The 23,067-nt window shown below is 70.5% G+C and carries 18 protein-coding genes and 1 riboswitch; of the genes, 8 read left to right on the plus strand and 10 right to left on the minus strand.

The genetic code is table 11. The features are described 5' to 3' along the window. Positions 1–255 precede the first annotated feature (255 nt). The 3 genes from AB0G10_RS22265 to AB0G10_RS22275 form a co-directional block, all read right to left on the minus strand. Positions 256–1,251, minus strand: coding sequence for a ribonucleotide-diphosphate reductase subunit beta (locus tag AB0G10_RS22265; RefSeq protein ID WP_360924648.1), 996 nt, complete (start codon positions 1,249–1,251; stop codon positions 256–258). After that, a complete protein-coding gene (locus AB0G10_RS22270; protein ID WP_360924651.1) occupies positions 1,251–3,605 on the minus strand; it encodes a ribonucleoside-diphosphate reductase subunit alpha in 2,355 nt (784 codons plus the stop codon). The genes AB0G10_RS22265 and AB0G10_RS22270 overlap by 1 nt, the downstream gene beginning before the upstream one ends. A 129-nt stretch (positions 3,606–3,734) precedes the next feature. Then, positions 3,735–3,945: riboswitch (cobalamin riboswitch) on the minus strand. A 60-nt stretch (positions 3,946–4,005) separates the two neighbouring features. Beyond that, a complete protein-coding gene (locus AB0G10_RS22275; protein ID WP_360924654.1) occupies positions 4,006–4,929 on the minus strand; it encodes a YegS/Rv2252/BmrU family lipid kinase in 924 nt (307 codons plus the stop codon). Between the two features lie 194 nt (positions 4,930–5,123). Here AB0G10_RS22275 and AB0G10_RS22280 point away from each other — a divergent pair, with 194 nt between their 5' ends. Both AB0G10_RS22280 and AB0G10_RS22285 read left to right on the plus strand, forming a co-directional pair. Beyond that, positions 5,124–8,186, plus strand: coding sequence for a BTAD domain-containing putative transcriptional regulator (locus AB0G10_RS22280; RefSeq protein WP_360924657.1), 3,063 nt, complete (start codon positions 5,124–5,126; stop codon positions 8,184–8,186). A 53-nt stretch (positions 8,187–8,239) separates the two neighbouring features. Beyond that, positions 8,240–9,319: a class I SAM-dependent methyltransferase gene (locus tag AB0G10_RS22285; protein WP_360924661.1), complete on the plus strand. Its 1,080-nt coding sequence runs from the start codon at positions 8,240–8,242 to the stop codon at positions 9,317–9,319. Positions 9,320–9,324: 5 nt separating this feature from the next. Here AB0G10_RS22285 and AB0G10_RS22290 read toward each other — a convergent pair whose 3' ends face one another. From AB0G10_RS22290 to AB0G10_RS22300, 3 genes are all read right to left on the minus strand, one after another. Continuing rightward, complete coding sequence (locus AB0G10_RS22290) at positions 9,325–9,486, minus strand: hypothetical protein (protein WP_360924663.1); 162 nt, start codon at positions 9,484–9,486, stop codon at positions 9,325–9,327. A 90-nt stretch (positions 9,487–9,576) separates the two neighbouring features. Then, positions 9,577–11,364, minus strand: a complete 1,788-nt coding sequence (locus AB0G10_RS22295; RefSeq protein ID WP_360924666.1) for a VanW family protein — start codon at positions 11,362–11,364, stop codon at positions 9,577–9,579. Between the two features lie 86 nt (positions 11,365–11,450). After that, positions 11,451–13,448 carry a response regulator gene (locus AB0G10_RS22300; RefSeq protein ID WP_360924669.1) on the minus strand — a complete coding sequence of 666 codons (1,998 nt, stop codon included), beginning with the start codon at positions 13,446–13,448 and terminating at the stop codon, positions 11,451–11,453. 111 nt (positions 13,449–13,559) lie between these two features. Here AB0G10_RS22300 and AB0G10_RS22305 point away from each other — a divergent pair, with 111 nt between their 5' ends. Continuing rightward, positions 13,560–16,772 carry a PAS domain S-box protein gene (locus tag AB0G10_RS22305; RefSeq protein ID WP_360924672.1) on the plus strand — a complete coding sequence of 1,071 codons (3,213 nt, stop codon included), beginning with the start codon at positions 13,560–13,562 and terminating at the stop codon, positions 16,770–16,772. Positions 16,773–16,775: 3 nt separating this feature from the next. Here the strand turns inward: AB0G10_RS22305 and AB0G10_RS22310 are convergent, their stop codons facing one another. Next, a complete protein-coding gene (locus AB0G10_RS22310) occupies positions 16,776–17,744 on the minus strand; it encodes a TerC/Alx family metal homeostasis membrane protein (protein WP_360924674.1) in 969 nt (322 codons plus the stop codon). A gap of 274 nt (positions 17,745–18,018) precedes the next feature. Here AB0G10_RS22310 and AB0G10_RS22315 point away from each other — a divergent pair, with 274 nt between their 5' ends. Next, complete coding sequence (locus AB0G10_RS22315; RefSeq protein WP_360924677.1) at positions 18,019–18,180, plus strand: hypothetical protein; 162 nt, start codon at positions 18,019–18,021, stop codon at positions 18,178–18,180. Between the two features lie 42 nt (positions 18,181–18,222). On the opposite strand, the gene AB0G10_RS22320 is transcribed toward AB0G10_RS22315, so the two are convergent. Next, entirely contained in the window at positions 18,223–18,837 is a 615-nt protein-coding gene (locus AB0G10_RS22320) for an alpha/beta hydrolase (protein ID WP_360924680.1), read from the minus strand. A gap of 135 nt (positions 18,838–18,972) precedes the next feature. Here AB0G10_RS22320 and AB0G10_RS22325 point away from each other — a divergent pair, with 135 nt between their 5' ends. Further along, entirely contained in the window at positions 18,973–20,061 is a 1,089-nt protein-coding gene (locus AB0G10_RS22325; RefSeq protein ID WP_360925021.1) for an MFS transporter, read from the plus strand. 27 nt (positions 20,062–20,088) lie between these two features. Beyond that, positions 20,089–20,517 carry a dihydrofolate reductase family protein gene (locus AB0G10_RS22330; RefSeq protein WP_360924683.1) on the plus strand — a complete coding sequence of 143 codons (429 nt, stop codon included), beginning with the start codon at positions 20,089–20,091 and terminating at the stop codon, positions 20,515–20,517. A gap of 14 nt (positions 20,518–20,531) precedes the next feature. On the opposite strand, the gene AB0G10_RS22335 is transcribed toward AB0G10_RS22330, so the two are convergent. Together AB0G10_RS22335 and AB0G10_RS22340 are read right to left on the minus strand one after the other, a co-directional pair. Further along, positions 20,532–20,750 carry a hypothetical protein gene (locus AB0G10_RS22335; protein ID WP_360924686.1) on the minus strand — a complete coding sequence of 73 codons (219 nt, stop codon included), beginning with the start codon at positions 20,748–20,750 and terminating at the stop codon, positions 20,532–20,534. Between the two features lie 135 nt (positions 20,751–20,885). After that, on the minus strand, positions 20,886–21,242 hold the full coding sequence (locus AB0G10_RS22340) for a VOC family protein (protein ID WP_360924689.1): 357 nt from the start codon (positions 21,240–21,242) through the stop codon (positions 20,886–20,888). 37 nt (positions 21,243–21,279) lie between these two features. Here AB0G10_RS22340 and AB0G10_RS22345 point away from each other — a divergent pair, with 37 nt between their 5' ends. Both AB0G10_RS22345 and AB0G10_RS22350 read left to right on the plus strand, forming a co-directional pair. Next, entirely contained in the window at positions 21,280–21,675 is a 396-nt protein-coding gene (locus AB0G10_RS22345; RefSeq protein ID WP_360924692.1) for a hypothetical protein, read from the plus strand. 361 nt (positions 21,676–22,036) lie between these two features. Continuing rightward, positions 22,037–22,996, plus strand: coding sequence for a hypothetical protein (locus AB0G10_RS22350; protein ID WP_360924695.1), 960 nt, complete (start codon positions 22,037–22,039; stop codon positions 22,994–22,996). Positions 22,997–23,067: the final 71 nt, after the last annotated feature.

Consider the following 23,067-nt stretch of genomic DNA (forward strand, 5'->3'; position numbering starts at 1 on the left):
CCGGACTTCACAAGATCGGGGCGGAGGGGTGACGCCCGCGCCCGTGCGCCGCCGCCTTGCTGCGATCTTGGTGATTGCGACAGGAGTGGTCCTGTCGAACTTCACAAGATCGGGGCGGAGGGGTGACGCCCACGCCCGTGCGCCGCCGCCTTGCCGCGATCTTGGTGATTGCGACAGGGACGGTGCTGCCGGACTTCACAAGATCGCGGGGGGAGGGGTGGGCGGCAATGGGCGCGGGCGGGGAGGTGGCGGCGGCTAGAAGTCGTCGTCGAAGGTTACGGTTCCGGTTACTCCTACCTGGTAGGCGGATACTCGGCGCTCGAAGAAGTTGGACAGCTCCTGGACGTCCTGGAGTTCCATGAACGCGAACGGGTTGGTGCTTCCGTACATCGGGGCGATGCCCAGCGCCATGAGCCGCCGGTCGGCGACGTGCTGGAGGTATTCGCGCATGTCGGTGAGGGACATCCCGCTGACGCCCTGTTCGAGGAGGTCTTCGGCGAACTGGACCTCGCACTCCACGGCCTCGGCGAGCATCTCCCGCACCTGCTGCTCCATCGAGGCGTCGAACAGGTCCGGCTCCTCGGCGCGCACCTGGTCGACCACGTCGAACGCGAACGCCATGTGCATGCTCTCGTCGCGGAACACCCAGTTGGTGCCGGACGCGAGGCCCTGCAGGACGCCGCGGGAGCGCAGGAAGTAGACGTACGCGAAAGCCCCGTAGAAGAACAGGCCCTCGATGCAGGCCGCGAAGCAGATCACGTTGAGCAGGAAGGCGCGCCGGTCCTCGCGGGTCTTCAGCGCCCGCAGCTCGAAGACCGAGTCGATCCACTTGAAGCAGAACTCGGCCTTGCGCGCGATCGACGGGATGTTCTCGACGGCGGCGAACGCGGCGGCCCGCTCGTCCAGGTCGGGGACGTAGGTGTCGAGCAGGTTCAGATAGAACTGGACGTGCACGGCCTCCTCGAACAGCTGCCGGGACAGGTAGAGCCGGCCCTCCGGGGAGTTGACGTGCTGGTAGAGGTTGAGCACCAGGTTGTTCGCCACGATGGTGTCGCCGGTGGCGAAGAACGCGACGAGCCGGGAGACCAGGTGCTTCTCCGCGTCCGACAGGCGGGCCAGGTCGGCGAGGTCGGAGTGCAGGTCGACCTCCTCGACCGTCCAGGTGTTCTTGATGGCGTCCTTGAAGCGGTCGAAGAAGTGCGGGTACTTCATCGGCCGCAGGGTCAGGTCCATTCCGGGGTCGAGCAGCATTACTGGCAGGCCTCACAGGACTCGGGGTTTTCGAGGGAGCAAACGTCAGCGGGCGTGAGCGCGGGGATCAAGGACACCGTCGCCTGCTGGATGCGTGTGGCGGGACGCGACCGCAGGTAGTAGGACGTCTTCAGCCCGGACTTCCAGGCGTAGAGGTACATCGACGAGAGCTTGCCGATGGTCGGCGCCGCCAGGAACAGGTTCAGCGACTGCGACTGGTCGATGTAGGGCGCCCGCGCCGCGGCGAGGTCGATGAGCGCGCGCTGCGGCAGCTCCCACGCCGTCCGGAACAGCTCGCGCACGTCGGCGGGGAGCTCGGCGATGCCCTGCACCGACCCCTCGGCGCGCTTGATCGCCTCCCGGATGGGGGCGGTCCACAGATTCCGGGCCTTCAGTTCCCGTACCAGATAGGTGTTGATCTGAAGAAACTCGCCGGACATGGTCTCTCGCTTGAACAGGTTGCTGACCTGCGGCTCGATGCATTCGTAGCATCCCGCGATGGACGCGATCGTGGCGGTCGGGGCGATCGCGACCAGAAGCGAGTTGCGCAGACCGTGCTCGGCGATCGACTCCCGCAGCGCCTCCCATCGGGCGGTCTGGGTGACCGTGGCGCCCCACAGGTCCGGGTGCAGATCACCCCGGGCCGCCCGGGTCTCCGGATAGGCCGGATGCGCGCCGAACCGGGCCGCGAGGGCCGCCGACGACTCCAGCGCGGTCAGGAAGATCTCCTCCTGGACCCGGGTGGACAGTTCGCGCGCGGCCGGCGAGTCGAACGGCAGCCGCAGCGTGAAGAACGCGTCCTGCAGGCCCATCAGGCCGAGGCCGACCGGGCGCCAGCGCGGGTTCGACGCGGCCGCCTGCCGCGCCGGATAGTAGTTGATGTCGATGACCCGATCCAGGAAGACCACCGCCATGCGTACGGTCTCCCGCAGCCTCTCCCAGTCGACGCCCGCGGCGGTCACGTGCGCGCCCAGGTTCACCGAGCCGAGGTTGCAGACCGCCGTCTCGTCGTCGTTGTTCACCTCGAGGATCTCGGTGCAGAGATTGGAGAGGTGAATGACGTTCCCGGGCGCTCCGGTCTGATTGGACAGGCGGTTCGACGGATCCTTGAACGTCATCCAGCCGTTGCCGGTCTGGGCCAGGGTGCGCATCATCCGCCCGTACAGATCTCGGGCTTTAATGGTTTTCACGGCCTTCTTCTCGGCGAGCCGGTAGGCCTCGGTGAAGGCGTCGCCATAGAGATCGGGCAGCTCAGGGGCATCGGATGGGTCGATCAACGACCAATCTTCATCGGCCTCGACCCGGCGCATGAATTCGTCCGGGATCCAATTCGCCAAATTCAAGTTATGTGTACGCCGGGAGTCCTCGCCCGTGTTGTCCCGCAATTCCAGGAACTCCTCGACATCGGGGTGCCACGGCTCCAGATAGACGCACGCGGCACCCTTGCGCCGGCCGCCCTGATTGACCGCGGCCACCCCGGCGTCGAGCGTTTTGAGGAATGGCACGATGCCGTTCGACCGGCCGTTCGTGCCCCGGATCAGCGCGCCCCGGCCCCGCACCCGCGACCAGGAGATGCCGATGCCGCCGGAGAACTTCGACAGCTTCGCGACCTGGTGGTAGCGCTCGTAGATCGAGTCGAGCTCGTCCCGGGGGGAGTCGACGAGGAAGCAGCTCGACATCTGGGTGTGCCGGGTGCCCGCGTTGAACAGCGTCGGTGAGCTGGGAAGATAGGCGAGGCTCGACATGAGGCGGTAGAAGCCGATCGCCTCGTCGGCGTCTTCGGAGAGCCCGCACGCGACGCGGAGGAGCCAGTGCTGCGGGGTCTCGATGATCGTCCGCTTGGTGGGGTGCCTCAGGAGGTAGCGGTCGGTGACGGTGCGCAGGCCGAAGTATTCGAACCGCAGGTTGGCGTCATCGTCGATCGCAGCATCCAGCTTGTCCGCATTTTTCGCGACAAATGCTGCTGTCTCATCGCCGATCAAGCCCTCGTCGTGACCGCACTTGATCGACTCGCTGAACGTCGTGATGCCCTGCTCGCCGACCTCTTTGGCGTTGTATTCGGCGAGCAGACGGGCCGCCAGCTTGGAATACTGCGGCTCCTCACCGATCAGCTCGGCGGCCGTCTGGATCGACAGCTTGTCCAGCTCGGCCGTGGTGGCGCCGTCGTAGAGGCCGCTGATCGTCCTGGTGGCGACCCGCAGCGGGTCCACTTCGTCCAGGTCGGCGACCCAGCGCTCGACCGCTGTGACGATCTTGTTGACGTCGACCGGCTCGGTCTCGCCGTTGCGCTTGCGGACCTGCATGGCGTGCCTGCGTTGCTCCGGCACACCGGTCTTCTCCGGTGTCAGCGTCATCGCTGTCTGTCGCTCTCTCCTCGCGAGCCCATGGTCTTCGGGCACGGGGAGACGCCGGCCGGTCGCGACTCAGTCGCCGGCTCATTCGGCGTCGGTCGTCCCGCGCGACCTCCGACCGCCGCACGCCGGGATGGCATGCGGCGCGCTGGCAGGTCTTCGGACTCGTGGGCACGGCTCGGTAGAGCCACCTACTGGCCGTCGCTTCCCAGGCTTGCGCCCAGTGCTTACTGACGGCGGTCGTTCCCACTGACCGCTGCGGGGCAGTTCCGGACTCACACCGGATTCCCTCTTGCCTCGGCGTCCGCTCGCGCGGGGCCGAACCAGCTGCGGGAGACACCATATCTGGGTCGGTGCGCGTTTCCGCAACCCAACATGCTGTGTGTGATCTTAAAAGGGCGGGTCAGTGATCTTCAGTACCCGGCGGGGCCATGATCCGCAGGGCGTTGGCATCGAGGGCGATCCGCAGCGGCGTCCTCCCGCACGGCTCGCCGTCCACCTCGACGGCGGCTGGACGGTCCGTCTCCAGCCACAGTTCGCCGACCGCCAGGAAAGGACGTTCATGCAGGGTACGGCGGTGCCCCGTCAAAGCATTCCGGGCCGTCTCGCGCAGAAGCTCCCGCCGGGTCGCGCCGCCCACCGGATACGCCACCAGCAGCCGGTCGTCGGCGTGCGCGTCCGCCGTGATCGGACGGCCGGCGTGGAAGCCGCCGTTCGCCACGTACACCTGATGCGTCTCGAAGACGATCTCCCCGCCGCCGGCCCGGACCGTCGCCCGCAGCGGCCGGTGCCTCGTCAGCAGCCCCAGCGCGGTGATCGGGTAGGCGAGGCGCCCGACCGCCCGCTTGAGCCGGCTCGGTGCGTTGATCATCACCTCGGCGGACAGGCCGATGCCGACGTGGTTCGTGAACGGCATGTCCCCGGCGATCCCGAGGTCCACATCGATCACCAGGCCCTCGGTCATCGTGGTGACCGCCGTGTCCAGATCGGGCGGGATGCCGACCGTCCGCGCGAAGTTGTTCGTGGTGCCGAGCGGCAGCAGGCCGAGCGCCATGTCCCGGTGCGCCAGCATCCGGCCCGCCGTACTGATCGTGCCGTCACCGCCACCCGCCACCAGCAGGTCCGGGCCCAGGTCGATCGCCCTCTGCAGGCTCTGCTCGAGGTCGCCCTCGACGGCGTAGGCGCCGAGCAGCTTGAAACCCGCCCGCAGCAACCGGTCGTGCGCGTCCTCGTAGAACTGCCGGCCGCGCCGCGACTTGGCGTTGACCACCAGGGCAGCTCGCCGTTCGCGGTGAATGTCCTCGGTCAGCTGCTGCTTCGTCCGCACCGCCAGACCCTATCGCCCGTAGCTGATCGTCAGCTGGGTCGCTCGGTCCGGCTGCATGGTTTGGCTTGGCTGTACGAGAGGGCGACAATTCGGGCGTCGGGTGAGCGCTGGCGTTCAGCCGGGGGTGGCGGATCGATTGTCGGGGAGTGGATAAGTGGTGGTCGGGGACTTCGGGTACTGGTGAGAATGACGCCGTGGGGATCCGGGTGGGTGTGCTGGGACCGGTCGAACTGGTCCGGGACGGGCGCGTCATCCCGCTCACCGGTGCGCCACAGCGAGTGCTGCTCGCCCGCCTCGCCCTGGCCGGCGGCCGCCCCGTCCCCGTCGCCGACCTGATCGACGCGCTCTGGGAGGCCGGGCCGCCGGACAACGCCGTCGGGAATCTGCACAGCTACGTCTCCCGCCTGCGCCGCCAGGCCGGCAGTGAGGTGATCTGCCGGGAGCCGGGCGGCTACCGGCTGAACCTGTCCGGCGGCGACGGCGGCACCGATGTGGAGATCGTCGAGCGGCTGGTGCGGCGGGCGCGCGATCAGCGGTCCGATCCGGCGGCGGTCACGCTCGCCGAAGCCCTGGCCGTCTGGCGCGGGGAATCGCTCGCCGACGTGGCGGACCGGATGGTGTTCGCCCCGGACGTGGCCCGGCTCAACGAGTGGCGGCGGCACCTTCACGAGGAGTGCCTCGAACGCCGCCTCGACGCCGGCCGCGCGGCCGAGACCCTGCCCGAGATCGAGGCCCTCGCCACGGCGCAACCCCTCCGCGAACGCCCCCGGCTCCTGCTCATGCGGGCCCTGCACGCGACCGGCCGTACTCCGGAGGCGTTGACGGTCGTCCGCACGTACCGGGAAAGGCTCGCGGAAGACCACGGCCTGGACCCTTCGCCCGCCCTGGTCGAGTTGCAGCGAAGGATCCTCGCGGAGGATCCGGCGCTGCGCCCGCCGATGCCCGCCGGGAGAGCGCCCGAGACGCCCGCACGGATATCGACCCCGTCGGGTGACATTTCGGATATGTCGCCCGAGGATGGGCCGGCCCGGGATGCGCCGGCCGCGGGTTGGGAGGCCGGGAAGGCGCCGGCCGCGGGTTGGGAGGCCGGGAAGGCGCCGGCCGCGGGTTGGGAGGCCGGGAAAGCGCCGGCCACGGGCCGGGAGGCCGGGAAAGCGCCGGCCGCAGGGCGGTGGGTGAACGGGACCGAGGGCACGGCAGGCCCGGGCGGGAAGAGCATTCCCCGGCGCGCGGATCGGTTCTTCGGGCGGACCGCCGAGCTCTCCGCGCTGCGTCACGCGCTCGCCGCCGACCGCGTCGTGAGTCTTGTCGGGCCCGGAGGGGTGGGCAAGACGCGGCTCATGACGGAGGCGCTGACCGGCGGGGAGCTGCTCGTCGAACTGGCGGAGCGCTCGGTTCCGTCCGATGTGGCGGCCGCCGTCGCGGGCGCGCTCGGGCTGCGGGCCGCGCCTCGCGGCGGGATCGCGGCGCTGGCCGAGCGGCTGGGGTCGGCGCCCGCGGTGCTGGTGCTCGACAACTGTGAGCATCTTCTGGAGGCAGTCCGGGATCTCGTCGCCGCGCTGGTGATCCGCTGTCCGGGGGTCAGGGTGCTGGCGACGTCGCGGCAGCGTCTCGGCGTCGCGGGGGAGAGGGTCCTTCGAGTCGGCCCGCTGCCGGCTTCCGACCGGGTCGCGCTCTTCTGTGATCGCGCGGCTCTACTGCGTGCCGATTTCAGGGACGACATCCGTACGAGGGAACTGGCCGCCGAGATCTGTGAGCTCGTCGACGGGCTGCCACTCGCCGTGGAACTCGCCGCGCGGCGGGAGGCCGTGTTCGGGCTGGCGCATCTGCGTGACCGATTGGGAGCAGGGCTCAACGTGCTCGACCCGGCGCGTGGGGGCGACCGGTCCACCGCAGTGTCGGCGACGGTGGAGTGGTCGTACCGTCTCCTCGACCCGGCGGCGCAACGCCTGCTGGACCACCTCGCGGTGTGCCGGGGAGGGTTCGGCCTCGATGCGCTGCCCTATTTCGATCAGAGCCGGGATGCCGAGTCGCTGCTCGCCGAACTCGCCGACGCCTCCCTGGTCACCTGTGATCTCAGTGCCGGGCAGCCCCGTTACCGCCTGCTGGAGACGGTGCGCCACGTCAGCCTCGGCCACCTGGATCCGGCCGGGGAGCGGCAGGCCCGCGACGCGCACGCCCGGTGGATGCTCGACCTCGCCGCCGAGCTGGTGCGACGCGGCCGGGACCGGGATCCGTGGACCACGCCCACGCTGCGCCGGGAGGTCGGCAACCTCCAGGAGGCCCTCTCCTGGCTGGCACGGGGCGATCGGGACGGCGGCGCCCGGCTGGCCGCCCTGCTCGCCGTCATCAACTCCGACGCGCCGGACCCGGGGCTCACCGACCAGCTCGCGAGCTGGAAACCCGACCGCATCGAGACCGAAAGTGACATGTTGTGCGGGCTCGCGGCCGGCAACGCCGAGTGGCTGCGCGGCGACCTCGCCGAGGCGGACCGCATCCTCACCGCCGTGCTGGACCGGATGCCCGGCGATCACCCGCTGCGCTGGGGAGCGCTGATCGTACGGATCTCCAACGGCATGTTCGCCGGCCGCGCCGCCTCGGTGCGCGCCGACGCCGAGCTGATGGCGGCCGACCCGGGCGCGCCGCACTGGGCCCGGGCCACCGGGATCTGCTGCGCCGCGCTGATGGACGCCTATGCCGGAGATCCGGGGGCGGGGCTCGCGTGGCTGGACGAGTACGCCGGCGAGCTCGACACCGAACGTTACGACGGATTCGTGCCGTTCACCCGCGGTGAACTGCTGGCGGCGAGCGCGCCCGAGGAGGCGCTGGCCTGGTACGACCGGTCGATCGCCGCGAGCGACCGTGCCAACCTGATCTACACGAGCAACGTGGCGCGGGTGGCGCGGGCCGCCGTATTGATCCGTCTCGGTCGCCGGCAGCAGGCCGCCGACGCCTGCCGGGAGGCGATCACGGCGGTGCGGGACGTCAACATGACCGCTCAGCTCTGGACCATCCTGCGGCTGACCGCCGAATTGCTGGACGCCTCCGGGGAGAGCGAGACGGCCGCCGTGATCGTCCGGGCTGCGGACGCCGACCCGCTCGCGCCGGCCGTGATGGGCCCGGACGTCGAGCGGCTGGCCCGGTTGCGCGACGCCGTCCCGGCGCCACCGCCGCCGCCCGGTGCCGGGGATGCGGCCGCCATCTGCGGGTACGCCCTGACAGCGTTGCTCACGACGTACCCGATCGAAGGTCTTTGAGTCAGCAAGGTCGCAGCAAGGGGCGGGCAAGCGCCGGCCCGCACCGTGGTGACATGACGACAGAAACGCACCAGACTCCGACAGTCGACGAGGCCCGCGTGGAGGCCTTCGCCGGACAGCTGATCACCGACTTCGCCGGCGCCGCGACCAGTGCCATGACCGTTCTCGGCGACCGCCTCGGCCTCTACCGGACCATGACTGGAATCGGACCTATCACCGCTTCGGCACTGGCCGAACGAACCGGCCTGCACCCGGCGCTGGTGGGCGAGTGGCTCCGGCAGCAGGCCGTATCCGGGTACCTCACCTCCGACGGCGACACCTTCGAGCTGCCCGTCGAGCACGCTCTCGCCCTGTCCGTGGTGGACTCGCCGGCCTACCTGGTCGCGGCCGGTGACATCATCGCCGGCTACTTCCAGTCACTGGAACACCTCGAGGTCGCGTTCCGGGGCGACGGCGGGCTGGCCGGCGACGAGGTGCCGGGGTGTACCTACCACGGCATCGAGCGCTACTTCCGTACGGCGTACGTCAACCAGCTCGCCCAGACCTGGTTCCCGGCCGTGCCCGGGCTCGTCGCGAAGCTCGAGGCCGGCGCCCGGGTCGCCGACGTCGGCTGCGGGCACGGCTTCGCGAGCATGCTCGTCGGCAGCACCTGGCCGAACTCCACCGTGACCGGTTTCGATTACCACGAGCCGTCGATCGCGACGGCCCGCGCCCGCGCCGTCGAGGCGGGCAGCGGCGTCTCCTTCCACGTGGCCGACGCCGCCGCGATCGGTGCGCACGGGCCGTTCGACGTGGTGGTCTTCTTCGATTCCCTGCACGACCTCGGCGACCCGGCCGCCGCGCTGAAGGCGGCCCACGACGCGCTCGCGCCGGGCGGCGTCGTGGTGGCGGTCGAGCCCTGGTCGGCCGACGACTGGACGTCCACGATCGGGATGCCGATCACCCGGATCGGGTACGCCGCCAGCACCGCCCTCTGCACTCCCACATCGCTCGGCCAGCCCGGGGCCTACGGGCTCGGCACGTGCGGTGGGCCGGGCAAGCGGCTGGAACTGCTGGCCGGGGCGGGCTTCACCGACCCGATCGTGGCCGCCGACACGGGCTTCAACCTGGTGATGGCGGCGACGAAATACTGAGGTCTTCACTTCCCGGGCTGGTCCGGCAGATCGCGGCGGTGTCTCATCGGCCCGATCAGCAGGATCAGCCCGGTCATCGCGAGCCCGGCCACCTGGGCGGCGGAGGCCGTGCCGTGCAGCCGGACATGGGCCCGCGAAAGCTCCCGCGCCGCCGATCGGGCGGTCACCGGACCGCGGGCGCCGGCTTGTCGAAAGTCGCGGTCGCGGGCCCCGGGCGCGGCGCCGGTGGACGGCCCGTCCACCGGTATGAAACCCGATCAATCCTCGTCGGCCGGCTTCCCGCAGATGTAGTTCGGCTCGGCGTCGTACTTCCAGGTGAACTTCTCCCGCTTCACGACCTTGCCGTCCCGGTGGAACAGGCGGAACGCGTCCTGGGTGAAGCCGGGCAGCCCGCCGGTGGCGATGCAGCTCGGCCCGGCCGGCAGGGTGATCGTGCGCGGCGACGTGATGTTGCGGCGCTTGCTCCACTCCGTGGTCACCTTGTCCCACACCTTGGTGCTCCAGACCGACACCGTGATGCTGTTGCTCGTCCAGGACGTGTCGAGCAGGACCCCGTGCGGGCTGTCGTTCTTGAACTTGAAGTCGAGATCCGGGTAGAAGATGGTCGACTCGATGACGGCCGGGTAGCGGTCGAAGTAGTACGAGTGCGGCTTGTGCTCGACGTCCTTCAGCCCGGCGTAGTAGGTCGCGTTGAACAGCGTCGTGGTGAACTGCGAGACGCCGCCGCCGACGCCCGGGGTCAGCTTGCCGCCGAGGATGACCGGGGCGTCCTTGTAGCCCTGCTTGTAGCCGCGCTCGCCGGTGTGCTTGTTCAGCGAGAACGTCTCGCCCGGCAGCACCAGCGCGCCTTCGACCTGCTTCGCGGCCTGCACGATGTTCTGGCTGCGGGACGAGCCGAGGCCGCCGGTGAACTTCGTGGTGAACGTGGAGACCTTCTCCTCGACGCCGAGCTTGCCGAGGTCGTCGGCGGTGAGCGAAGGTTCGGCCTTCGTCACGGTCGCGGCGACCGTGCGCTCGCCGGTCGACCGCAGCGTCTCGAGCAGGGAGGGGGCCATCGCGTTCAGGTCGACGGCGGTGCCGGCCGCGCCCGCCACGATCGACGGCTTGCCGCCCTTGAGGCTGAACTTCGCGTTCTTCGGCTTCGTCTCCACCTTGGCGAGCGGCTTCGCGACGGCGGCGCGCAGCTTCTTCGCGTCGACCCGGGGCTCGATCCGCCCGGTCTTGTCGGCGGTGAGGACCAGGCTCTTCGCGATGGCGGCGGGCGGGACGGTGACCTTGCCCTTCTCCGCGGTGATGGTGAGCGGGCCGGAGACCGCGGGCCGCGCCAGATCGGTCACCAGCTGATCGACCTCGGCCGCGGTGGTCACCGGGTGCACCTCGGCGAGAGGGACGGCGATCTCCCGATTCAAGGGCCAGTTCTTCTGTACGGCGGAAGCGGTCGTCTCCGGAACCAGGTCGCGTCCGGGTGAGGGGTGCACGGCCCGTGGCGCGACGCCGTCGAAGACCACGGCCGGCTTCGTCATCGGCTCGCCGACCTTGCCGAGCGACTTGCGCAGGGCCGCGTCGAGCAGGTCGGCGTCGACGGCGACGACCGGGTCGACGGCGCGCTCGCCGAACGGCGACGGGCTGCCCTTCACGGCCTCGGCGACGGTGGCGTCCACGTCGACGACCAGGCCCACGTCGGCCGGTTTCACGGTGGCGTCGCGGCCGTCGACCTTCACGGTGAGCGGCTGGGTGAGGCGGCTGTCGGCGGCCAGGTGGGTACGCAACTCCGCGGCCGCGGCCGTCCGGCTCAGCCCGCCCAGGTCGGCGCCGAGCACCGTGACGCCGAGCGGGACGTCACCGCGGTAGGCCCACGTCACGGCGGTCCCGGCGCCGGCCACCAGCGCGAGCACACCGAGCCCGGCGAGCAGCGCCTTCTTCCGGCCGCCCCCGGAACCGGGCGGCACCACCGGGTCGGCGTCGGTGAGGACGTCGTGGGTCGGGGTCTTCTGCGCGGGCAGGATGACGGTGGGCTGCTCTTGGCGATCACTCTCAGTGGTCACCGGTCATCCTCCTGGGCTCGGGCGGACGAACGACACGCCGCCGGGCCCAGGATGCTAGTAGATTCCCGTGACAGCCAACCTGTGAGTTATCTGTGCGCGCCCGCGTTCAGGGCCCCTCGCACCGTGCTGACCAGGGCTTCCCGGTCGAACGGCTTAGCCAGGATGGTGGACCCCGGTTCGAGATTGTTGCCGTTCTCGTCGATCAGCGACTCGGCGAAACCGGACACGAACACGATCGACAGGCTGGGCTGGCGCATCGCCGCCACCTTGGCGAGCTGCCGGCCGTTCATGCCCGGCATCACCACGTCGGTGACCAGGGCGGACACGTGTCCCTGGTGCTGTTCCAGGATGCGCAGCGCCTCACCGGCGTCGCCCGCGGTCAGGACGTCGTACCCGGCGCCCGTGAGGATCCGGGCGGTGACCTGCAGCACGGCGTCCTCGTCGTCGACCAGCAGCAACGTCTCACCGCCCGATTTGTCGGAATCGGGCACGGCCGGCGGCGGCGCCGGCGTCTCGGTGATCAGCGCCGGCAGCGTGAAGGTCGCGGTGGTGCCCCGCCCCTCCTGGGAACGCAGCGTGAGCTGACCGCCGGCCTGGCTGATGATGCCGTGCGCCGTGGAGAGGCCGAGGCCGGCCGTGCTGCCGGCCGGCTTGGTGCTGAAAAACGGCTCGAACGCCCGGTCCAGCACGTTCTGCGGCATGCCGGTCCCGGTGTCGGTGACGCTGACCACGACGTTCTCGTCCTGCACCGACGTCGTGATCGTGACGGTGCCGCCGTCCGGCATCGCCTCGACGCTGTTGCGGACCAGGCTGCGCAGCGCCTGGGTGATCTGGGCGGGGTCGGCCTTCACGTCCGGCAGCGCCGGGTCGAGGTCGAGGACCACCTCGGCCGTCTCGCCGAAGGATTGCAGCAGCGTGTTCAGGTTGATCGGGACCGGCTGGATGATCTCCCGGCGGCCGAAGGCGAGCAGCTGCTGGGTGAGCCCCTTGGCCCGCTCGCCGCCCTTCACGACGTGCCGCAGGTCGCCGAGGAGCGACTCGGCGGTCTCGGCCGGCATGGTGCCGTCCTCCTGGGCGTCGGTGATCGTCTCGATGGCGAGGTTCGTGTAGCCGAGGATCGCGCCGAGGATGTTGTTGAAGTCGTGCGCGGTGCCGCCGGCCATCCGGCGCAGGCTGTCCAGGCGCTCGGCGTCGCGGTGCCGGGCGTCCTCCTCCCGGCGCAGGGTCTCCTCGCGCAGCCGCTCCTCGGCCGAGACCAGGTCGGTGACGTCGTCGACCATGAGCACGCCGCCGGCGAGCCGGCCGTCGTCGTCGTGGATCTGGCGCAGGTGCAGGCGCAGCCGCCGGGTGGTCCCGTCCGGCCAGGTGATCCGGTGGTCGAAGCGCAGCTCGGCGGTGTCGCCGGCGCCGTGCAGCAGGCCGAGCGCCGCGTCCTGCGCGCCGGCGTCGAGGCAGTCCAGCCAGCCCTGCCCGAGCAGCCGGTCCTGCGGCAGCTGCATGATCTGCGCGAACCGCTCGTTGATGTAGTCGGCGGTGCCGTGGGTGTCGAGGATGCCGATGCCGACCGGGGAGGCGACGGCCATCGCCTCGAACCGCCGCTCGGTGTCGTGCAGGGCGCGGACCTTCTCGATCAGCTTGGCGTTGACGGCGTGCAGGTGGGCCTGGGCGAACTCCTCGTCGGCCGAGGGCGTCACGTCGAGCATGACCGGCCCCCGGGCCAGGGCGGTGTCGACCGCTTCGAGCAGCGTGTGCGGGTCCTGCGAGCGGAGCACCACCTGGCTCACCCCGCACGCCTCGGCGATCGGCCGGGTCTCCGGTTCCAGGTAGTTCGCGGTGTAGAAGATGACCGGCGCCTGGGCGGCGATCGGGTCGGGGTCGGAGCGCAGCCGGTGCACCAGCTCGAGGCCGTCGATGCCGGGCATCAGCACGTCGGAGACGACCACGTCGGGGTGGTGGACGTGGGCCAGCCGGAGCGCGTCCGCTCCGTCCCGCGCCTCGATGACGTCGTGGCCCCGGTATCCGAGGAGCATCCGGACGATGTCCCGGTTGGCGGCCACGTCGTCGACGACCATCACTGTCGCCACGGCGTCTCCCTCGCGATGTGGTCTTTGTCCGTAATAAGGCTAAAGCAGAAATTCTTCACATGTAGGTTGACTCTGAATCGCGGGGGACACGGGCGGAAGCGGGGGAGACGGGTGGCGGGAAAGGCCGGCTGGCTGCGGTACGTGCTGGTCGCGGGCGGGATCGCCGGCGCCGGCGCGACGCTCGGCGGCGAGTTGCTGCGCCGGGCGGGGCGGCGCCTGGACCAGTACTTCTATCTCGCCGCGATCCTCGAGCAGACCGCCACGCCGGCCTTCGTGAAGAGCGTGAGCGGCCGCTACCGGCTGGTCAGCGGCGCGTACGAACGCCTGCACCAGGTGCCGGCCGGGGTCGCGGCGGGCCGCTACGACCACGAGGTGCACACCGCGGAGAAGCTCGCCGAGTACCGCCGCCGGGACCGGATGGTGCTCGCCGCGCAGGGTCCGCTCGCCTTCGAGGACGAGCTGGCCGACCGGCGGTTCGTCACCACCCTGTACGCCCTCCGCGACCGCCGGAACCGCCCGTACGCCATCTTCGGGGTGAGCAGCGAGATCACCGAGTCGAACCGGGCCACCCGGCAGGCCGCGAGCGAGCGCCGCCTCCAGTCGCACATCAACGCCCGGCTCGCCGCGATCGTCGAGGCCTCCCAGGACGCCATCGTGAGCAAGGCCCTGGACGGCACGATCCGCACCTGGAACCCGGGCGCCGAACGGCTCTACGGCTACACGGCCGAGGAGATGGTCGGCAACGACGTGACCCGGCTGCTGCCGCCGGACCGGCAGAACGAGGAGAAGGAGCTGCTGGCCCGGGTCTTCGCGGGCGAGGCGCTGAGCCGGTTCGAGACCCGCCGGCAGCGCAAGGACGGTAGCATCATCGAGGTCTCGCTCAGCATGGCACCGATGCGCGACACCGACGAGACGGTGATCGGGGTGTCCACGGTGGCGCACGACATCACCGCCCGGGTCCGGGCCGAGCAGCGGCTGCGCCTGGAGCGCGAGCAGCTCGAAATGATCATGGGGGCGGCCAGCGATCCGTTCTTCACGATGGACTCAGGCGGTGTCATCTCGGAGTGGAACCGGCAGGCCGAGCATGTCTTCGGCTGGCCGCGCGACGAGATCATCGGCCGGAACGTGTCCGACACGGTGCTGCCGATGCGCTACGGCAGGGCGCTGCGCCGGCTGCTCGACGGCCGCTGGGACTGGCTGCTCGACCGGCCCACCGAGATGGGCGCGACCCACCGGGACGGGCACGAGATCCCGGTCGAGCTGACCATGTGGCGGATCGGCTTCGACGGCGGCGTGCACTTCCACGGCTTCGTCCGCGACATCACCGCCCGCCGGCAGACCGAGCAGGCCCTCGCCGAGGCCCGCGACCAGGCGATCGAGACGGCCCGGCTGAAGTCGCAGTTCCTCGCGTCGATGAGCCACGAGATCCGCACCCCGATGAACGGCGTGATCGGCCTGACCGGTCTCCTGCTCGGCTCTCGTTTGGACGAGAAACAGCGACGGTACGCCGAGGGCATCAGCGCCGCCGGATCCACGCTGCTCGCGGTCATCAACGACGTGCTCGACTTCTCCAAGCTGGAGGCCGGCAAGGTCCTGCTCGAGGACGCCAACTTCGGGGTCGGCCGGCTCATCGACGACGTGGTGTCGCTGGTGGCGCCGCCGGACACCCGGGACGGCGTCTCGGTCACCGGGGTCTGCGACCCAAGGCTCCCGGAGACGGTCTGCGGCGACCCGGCGAAGCTGCGCCAAGTGCTGCTCAACCTGGCCGGCAACGCGGTCAAGTTCACCACCCGCGGCCGGGTCACCGTCACGGCGGCGCTGGACGAGCGGCAGAGCACCGGCCCGGACGCCGTGCCGATCCGCTTCGAGGTGCGCGACACCGGCATCGGCATCGACAAGCACCAGCAGGAGGAGCTCTTCGAGGCGTTCACCCAGGCCGACGCCGGCACCACCCGCCGGTTCGGCGGGACCGGGCTGGGCCTCGCGATCAGCCGCGACCTGGTGGAGCTCATGGGCGGCAGCATCGGGGTGGAGAGCCGGCCGGGGCAGGGCAGCACGTTCTGGTTCACCGTCACGCTGCGGACCGCCCGCGACGACCTCGACGTCAGCGACCGGCACTCCCTCGACGGCCTGCGGGTCCTCATCGTGGACCGCGACGAGAAGGACCGCGAGGTGCTCACCGACCAGCTCACCGGCTGGTCGATGCGGGCCGCCGCGATGGGCGACACCCGCAGCGCCGGGGTGGCGCTCCAGGAGGCGGCCGAGGCGGGCCGGCCGATCGACCTGGTGATCGTCGACATCGGCACGGCGCAGGAGGACGGCCTCGACGTGGCCGGCTTCACGCTCGCGCCGCCCGGCTGCCCGCCGCCGCGTACGATCCTGCTCGCCGACGAGGCGCACCGCCTGCCCGGTGAGCCGGACCCGGAGCGGTTCTCGGCCGCGTTCGCGAAGCCGCTGCGCCAGTCGCAGCTCTACGACGCGCTGGTCGGAGCGCTGGCCGGCCGGGTCGAGGACCGGACCGTCGACACCCCGGCCGAGGCGCCCCGGGGCCGGGGCCACCTGCTCCTGGTCGAGGACAACGACATCAACCGGACGGTCGCGCTCGGCATCCTCGCGAACCTCGGGTACAGCGCCGACGTGGCGGTCAACGGCCTCGAGGCGGTCGAGCAGGCGAGCCGGCGGGAGTATCAGGCGATCTTCATGGACTGCCTGATGCCGGAGATGGACGGGTACGCCGCCACCGCCGAGATCCGCCGCCGGGAGCCGGAGGGCCGGCACGTCCCGATCATCGCGCTCACCGCGAGCGCGCTCGCCGAGGACCGGGCCCGCTGCCTCGCCGCCGGGATGGACGCGCACATCGCCAAGCCGCTGGTGCCGGCCGACGTGGCCCGGATGCTGGAGCGCTGGACCGCCCGGGCGCCGGCGCCGGACGCCGCGACCGTGGCCGGCGAGATCGACGCCCGCCTCGACCAGCTGCGCGGGCCGGACCCGGTCGCCACCGCGGCGGCGCTGGACGGCCTGCTCGGCGCGCTGGCCGCGAAGATCCCCGAGCATCTCGACCGGATCGCGCAGGCGCTCTCCTTCGAGGACGCCGCCGAGCTGCGCTCCGAGGCGCACCAGCTCAAGGGCATCATGGCGAACCTCGGGGCGGGCGCCGCGACGCTGGCCTGCGGCCGGCTCGAGGACGACGCCCGCGCCGGTGACCTGGACGCGGCCGTCGCCTCGCTGGCGCACGCCCGCCCGCAGGTGGCCCTCGTGGTCACGGCGGTCGGCCGGATCCGCCGCCGGTTCAGCGAGGAGGCGGCGGGCGTGCCCGCGCCATGAGCGTCAGCTCGCGGTCCGGGACACCTCGCGGCGGTTCGCGACGAGGCTCGTCACGGTCACCGTCAGCAGCGTCACGGCGATCACCACGAGGGACAGCTCGGTCGGGATGTCCGGCACCGACGGCCACAGCTTGTGCGCCCAGTGCAGCACCAGCTTCACGCCGATGAAGGCGAGGATCACGGCGAGGCCGTAGTCGAGGTGCCGCAGCTTGCCGAGCACGTTGCGCAGCACGAAGTAGAGCGCCCGGAGACCGAGCAGGGCGAACATGTTGGTGGCGAAGACGATGTACGGATCCTCGGTCACGCCGTAGACGGCCGGCACCGAGTCGACCGCGAACACCAGGTCGGTCACGAAGACGGCCACCACGACGAGCGCCAGCGGCGTCAGGGTGCGGCGCCCGTTCTCGACGATCGACAGCCGTCCGGCGTGATAGTCGCGGGTCACCGGCATCAGCTTGCGGATCAGCCGTACGCTGCGCATGTTGTCGATGTCGACGTGGTACTCGTCGTCCCGCATGGCGTCGCGCATCACCTTGCCGGCGGTGAGCAGCAGCGCCCCGCCGAAGAGCAGGAACGCCCAGGCGCCGGTCTGCAGCACCGCCGCCCCGGCCGCGATGAAGATCGCCCGCAGCACCAGCGCGCCGACGATGCCGTAGAGCAGCACCCGCTGCGCCAGTTGCGGCGGCACCGCGAACGCCGCGAGCAGCAGCATGAAGACGAACAGGTTGTCGACCGACAGCGACTTCTCGACGACCCACCCGGTGTAGAACTCGACGGCGGGCTTCCGCCCGTACACCTGCCAGAGAATGACCCCGAACGCGGCCGGAAGCGCGAGATAGAAGAGTGACCAGCCGACCGCCTCGCGCATCTCCACGTCGTGCGGGCGGCGCGTGATCGCGAAGTCGGCGGCGAGCAGGGCCAGCAGCACGGCGATGGTGATCGCCCAGAGCTGCGGCGAAGCGATGGTGGACAACGGGAGCCTCCTCGGACATGCGTCGACGTCCGAGGTCTCCCTCACCCGCCGCGTGCGACACGGCGGGCGGCGCACGGGGGCACACCGGGATGCCCGTGATGACCGCAACGCGTCTTATGGAGGTACTCCCCTCGTGGCCACCATAGTCAGAATCGGCCCCGAAGTGCATGCCAACCACCGGGTTCAGCGATTCCGGTTGACGGCCCCCCGGATGCGCGCGACCGTGTAGCCAAGACCGTTGTCCCAGCTAGGAGCGGTACCGGGGAGGTCCCGCATGTTGCTCGACATCCTGGTCGGCACGGTGGTGATGGTCTGTCTTTTGATCAGCAGCATCGCGCTGCTACCGCCGCCGGCCCGCCACGCGCGAAGCCACGGCCACCACCGGGCCGCATTCCATTGGCCCCATCCGCATTGGCCGCATTTCCGGCATCGGTGAGTTGTTCCGGGCGGACTCAGGGAAGAGGCCGCCCGGTCTCCCTCAGATCAGGTCGCTCAGGTTCCCGGCGAACGCCACCGGCTCGCTCAGGTGCGGAAACCCGCTGGGGGAGACCTTCCGGGGCCGCTTGCGCTGCGTCGCGGACCAGCATCGGTACGCCTGGAGCAGCGTCGCGTCCCGCCGGGGCACGGCGAACTGCCGGTAGGGCTCCGGAACCGCCCCGAGGTCGGCCGTCGCGAGATGCTGCTCCAGATCCTCGGCCGGCTCACCCGGCGGCTCGTCGACGGTCAGCACCGCCCGGGTCGCGTACTCGGCGGCGAACGCCTCGGCGAGCAGCGCCGACTCGCCGTGCGCGACGAGCACCGGCGCCCGGTGCAACTCCAGCCTGTTGATCAGCATGGCCAGGTCCGCGGTGAGGATGCCGAGGTCGTAGTCGCCGCGACGGGCCGAGTCGCCGTGCCCGGGCAGGTCGACGGCGATGACGCTGCTGCTCGTGTGGCTCAGCTCGGCGGCGACCGGCCACCACATGGTCCGGTCGTAGAGCAGGCCGTGCAGCAGGACGATCGGGCGGCCGAACCGTCCCCATCGGTCGTAGACGAGACGGTTCTTCGGGGTGCCGTAGGCGTGGGTGGTGCGACGCGGAGCCTGGGGATGCATGGCAGGGGACTTCCTGATCGGGGGGCGAGCCAAACATTCACATCCAACGAGGAAAATGATGTTGTGGCTCAAACAGCTCTCCTCTCTCCCTGGCGCGCGATCACCGCCTTCGGTCTGGTCAGCCTCGCGGCCGACATGGTCTACGAGGGCGCGCGCTCGGTGACCGGCCCGCTGCTCGCCACGCTCGGCGCGTCCGCCCTGGTCGTCGGCCTGATCACCGGCGCCGGTGAGGCCGCCGCCCTGCTGCTGCGGCTGGTGTCCGGCCCGCTCGCCGACCGGACCGCGCGCTACTGGGCCCTCACGATCTTCGGGTACGGGCTGACGGCCGTCTGCGTCCCGCTGCTCGCCGTCACCCCGGCGCTCGGGGCGGCCGGTCTCGCGGTGGCCGGCCTGCTGATCGTCTCCGAGCGGATCGGGAAGGCGGTCCGCTCACCGGCGAAATCCGCGCTGCTCGCCTCCGCGGCCGGTCAGGTGGGCCGGGGGCGGGGCTTCGCGGTGCACAAGGCCCTCGACCAGATCGGCGCGTTCGCGGGCCCGCTCATCGTGGCCGCGCTCATCGCCGTCCTGGGCTCGGTGTCGCCGGCGTTGGCGTTCCTGGCGATCCCGGGCGCGGCGTCGATGCTGCTGCTGGTCTGGTTGAGGCGCCGATTCCCGTCACCCGAAGCGCGCGACGTGCCCGCGATGTCCGGGCAGCTGCCGCGCCGCTTCTACCTCTTCGCCACGGCCGCCGCCTTCTCCACGGCCGGCCTCGTCACCTTCGGCCTGATCTCGTACCACGCCAGCAGGACCGGCGACTTCCCGCTCGCGACCGTGCCGATCCTCTATGCCGGGGCGATGGCGGCCGGCGCGGTCGCGGCCCTGATCTCCGGCCACCTCTACGACCGATGGGGCGCCCGGGTCCTGTACGCCCTGCCCGCCCTCGCCGCCGCCACCCCGGCGCTGGCCCTCTCCGGCAGCACCGCGGCGATCGTCACCGGCACGATGCTCTGGGGCGCCGCCGTGGGCGTCCAGGACTCGACGGTGAAGGCCCTCGTCGCCGACCTGGTGGCCGCACCCCGCCGGGCCACCGCCTACGGCGTCTTCGCCGCGATCCAGGGCATAGCGGCACTGGCCGGCGGCGTGCTGGCGGGCGGCCTCTACGAACACTCGATCACCCTGCTGGCCGTCATCCTCGCCGCGATGCAGCTGATCGCCGCCGCGCTGCTGGCCGCCACCCGAGCGTGAGCCGCGTTCGCGTCGCGGCTGCGTGCCGTGGCGGGTGACCGCCGACCGGCCGAACGCCTGGCGCCGTTCACCTTCGTCCACGACGGCGTCGAGAGCGCCGTCCGCCAGGCCGAGGCGGCCGGCAATGGCGACGTCAGCGTCTCCGGCCCGGACATCGCCCAGCAGTGCCTCAACGCCGGCCTGCTCGACGAGGTCCGCATCGACCTGGTCCCGGTCCTGCTCGGCGAGGGGATCCGCTACTTCGACCACATCGACAACGACAAGGCCCGCCTGGAACGCGTCGAGCGATACCGTGTCAACTACCGCGGAACCAACGCCCGGTCGTCGATCGAACTGCTCCATGTGACCCGCCCGGACGAGACGGCCGAGCGGAAGGCCGCTGCGGAGTCCGCGTTCGCCGAGGTCGTCCGGGCGCTTCGGAGCGAGATCGGCGCGCAGGCCAGAGTCACCGTGTGAGGCCGGCCGCTCGATCAGCGCTTCCTGCGGTGGATGGCGATCAGCACCAGACCGGAGAGGATGAGCATGACGACGCCGATCGGGATGACGAAGAACGTCACGAGGCCCGCATCGATGTCGGCGCCGATCGTGCCGGCCGTGAAGATCCGGTGGCAGGCGCGGGCGATCACGGCCGCGAGTGACAGCGGCAGCAGGAACAGCAGCCGGAGTGGGTCAGCCCGGCGTCTGATCACCGCGGCGATCATCACGGCCACGGCGGCGATCAGCAGGATGGTCGCGGTGATGCCGATAAGTTGTTCCTGGCCCGCGGAGAGCGGCAGCGGGCGAAGCGCGTAGCCGGAACCGGGTCGTCACTGCTTGATCGGCTTCTATTGCTTGATCAGGCAGAAGGGGTGGCCCACCGGGTCGGCGAACACCCGGAACCGGTCGTTGCCGCCGGCCAGCCTCGTCGCGCCCAGCGCGATCACCTGCTGCTCGGCGTCGTCGAGGCTGTCCACCCGCACGTCGAAGTGCATCTGCTGCGGTGTCCCGGGATCCGGCCAGCTCGGCGCCCGGTGGTCGGCCACCCGCTGGAACGCGACGCCCGGCCGATCCGGCGCGTCCCCGATGACCACCCAGTCGCCCTCGTCCTGCACCCGCTGCATGCCGAGGAGCCGCTGATAGAAATCGGCCAGCGCGGAGGGATCCGGGCAATCGATGACAAGGCCGTGCCAGCGTCCGATCATGCCGGTCATGATGCCGGTTTCTTGCGATCATGGCAGCGTGGTGTCGATCCAGAGACCGAGTGAGCGCTGGCGTCACATCGTCGAGAGCGAGCGGGCGGACGTGGCGGCCGGCCGGGTGCCCGAGATCGAGGCGGCGGCGATCCAGTTCTGGCCGCCGCGATTCATCGCCGCGGTGGACGCCGCCCTGGGCCGCTTCGAGCAGGACGTGGCCGCCCTCGACCCTGCCTCGGACGCCGCCGTCCTGCAGGCGGTGGAGCGCGTGGTCCTCGCCCTCAACGAGGCCGACCATCCGGAGGGCCTCATCGAGAGCGGCGAGCGGGACGAGCTGATCGCCTTCATCCAGCGCGTCCTGACCCTCGCCGGCGTCGACGTGCACGCCCTCCTGAAACGCCGCGGGTCGGACGAGCTGACCTCACCCTGGCGCACCTGGTAGGACCGGAATCTGGACTGCGGTGATACCGGAAAACAGCGAGTAGTCCTCGGTGATACTTGGCGGCCTCGTCGGTCCTCTCCGCCGTCACCCTCGAACCTCTAGTCAACACGCTTGGCCGGCGTGAGCTCTGTGTGTTGAGTTGGGGCGCGGATCGAACCTCTAGTCAACACGCTTGGCCGGCGTGAGCTCTGTGTGTTGAGTTGGGGCGCGGATCGGACCTGAACTCGACACGCAGCGGACGCGGTAACGGCGGCGGAATGCAGAACGGTCCATGTCGAATCGACGACGCGACGCAGGGATCTTCGCCGGGCGCGGCTAGCCTGAGTGGACCGCTGCATAGATTCGGCAAGGAGGCCGGAAAGTGGTTGTCAAGATAGCGAAACACGGTGAGGAGCCGGTCGGCGAGGAACAGATCAAGAATTGGCTGGCCGCGAAAGAGTTGGTCCTCGATACCGTCCGTGCGGGACACGGTGAAGCGTACGCGGCATTGACCACATCCGTCGTGACCTACCGCTACAACGATGATCAGCAGGAAGTTTTCATCCGGGCCCTGGCCGCCTACACCGCTGCCAGGGCGACGTCCGCGAAACGAGCCGACATGGCCCACAGAAAGTACGGTTTCGCGTTCGGTGGGGTTCCTGACAACAATCTGGACGTGTGGAAAGACCAGCTCGACCCGGCGTACCTGACGACACTCAAATCACTCCAGGACGTGCTCAGAAAAAAGGCCTTCGTGGTGAAAGTGCTCGGGATTTGGGACGCCCTCGTCGCGGCTGACCACTCGGACCGTACGGTGGCGGAATGGCACCGGAATTTCCTGGCCGCGCTTGAGCACCACGGATTCGACCAGGCCGCCGGGACTGTCGACAAGACGCTGACCGCCGACGGATTCCTGAGCGAGTACGTGGCGCGGGGGAAGCTACCGCTCGATCCCGGCGCCGACGCGGGATTCTTCACCGGCTCGGCTGAGAACTACAAGCACGGCGGCCTGACCCACACTCTCCAATGGCTGATCATGGGGGCCGGCCTCGACGCCGGCGAGGTGCCGCCCCTCACCGGGATGACGCTGGCCGGGGCGGCTCGCAGAACCGCCGATGTCCGGGGCAAGAAGCCGCACCTCTCGCCGTGGACCACCCTGGTCGACCTGAACGCCGACCGCGGCCTGCGCTATGACGCCACCATGCCGGAGGGTCTGACCTACTGGATCTACGCCGCCTTCGCCAACCTCAGCCGGCTGGAGGACGTCATCCAGGCCGAGTTGATCGCCGCACTGGAGAAGGAGGAGAAGGTCTGCGTGAACTGGCGACCGCCGGAACAGTGATCACCGAGTGACGCCGTCCGGCAGCCGGCTCGTGCCGGGTCGGGGATCCGCCCTCGCAGAGCCTCGCCGGG

It is taken from the genome of Actinoplanes sp. NPDC023714 (assembly GCF_040639855.1).
In the GTDB taxonomy this organism is placed as follows: domain Bacteria; phylum Actinomycetota; class Actinomycetes; order Mycobacteriales; family Micromonosporaceae; genus Actinoplanes.

Bases quoted from the DNA above. Each gene is read 5' to 3' on its own strand.
- AB0G10_RS22265 (WP_360924648.1), bottom strand. From the start codon at position 1,251: ATGCTGCTCGACCCCGGAATGGACCTGACCCTGCGGCCGATGAAGTAC.
- AB0G10_RS22270 (WP_360924651.1), bottom strand. From the start codon at position 3,605: ATGACGCTGACACCGGAGAAGACCGGTGTGCCGGAGCAACGCAGGCAC.
- AB0G10_RS22285 (WP_360924661.1), top strand. From the start codon at position 8,240: ATGACGACAGAAACGCACCAGACTCCGACAGTCGACGAGGCCCGCGTG.
- AB0G10_RS22315 (WP_360924677.1), top strand. From the start codon at position 18,019: ATGTTGCTCGACATCCTGGTCGGCACGGTGGTGATGGTCTGTCTTTTG.
- AB0G10_RS22320 (WP_360924680.1), bottom strand. From the start codon at position 18,837: ATGCATCCCCAGGCTCCGCGTCGCACCACCCACGCCTACGGCACCCCG.
- AB0G10_RS22325 (WP_360925021.1), top strand. From the start codon at position 18,973: ATGGTCTACGAGGGCGCGCGCTCGGTGACCGGCCCGCTGCTCGCCACG.
- AB0G10_RS22340 (WP_360924689.1), bottom strand. From the start codon at position 21,242: ATGATCGGACGCTGGCACGGCCTTGTCATCGATTGCCCGGATCCCTCC.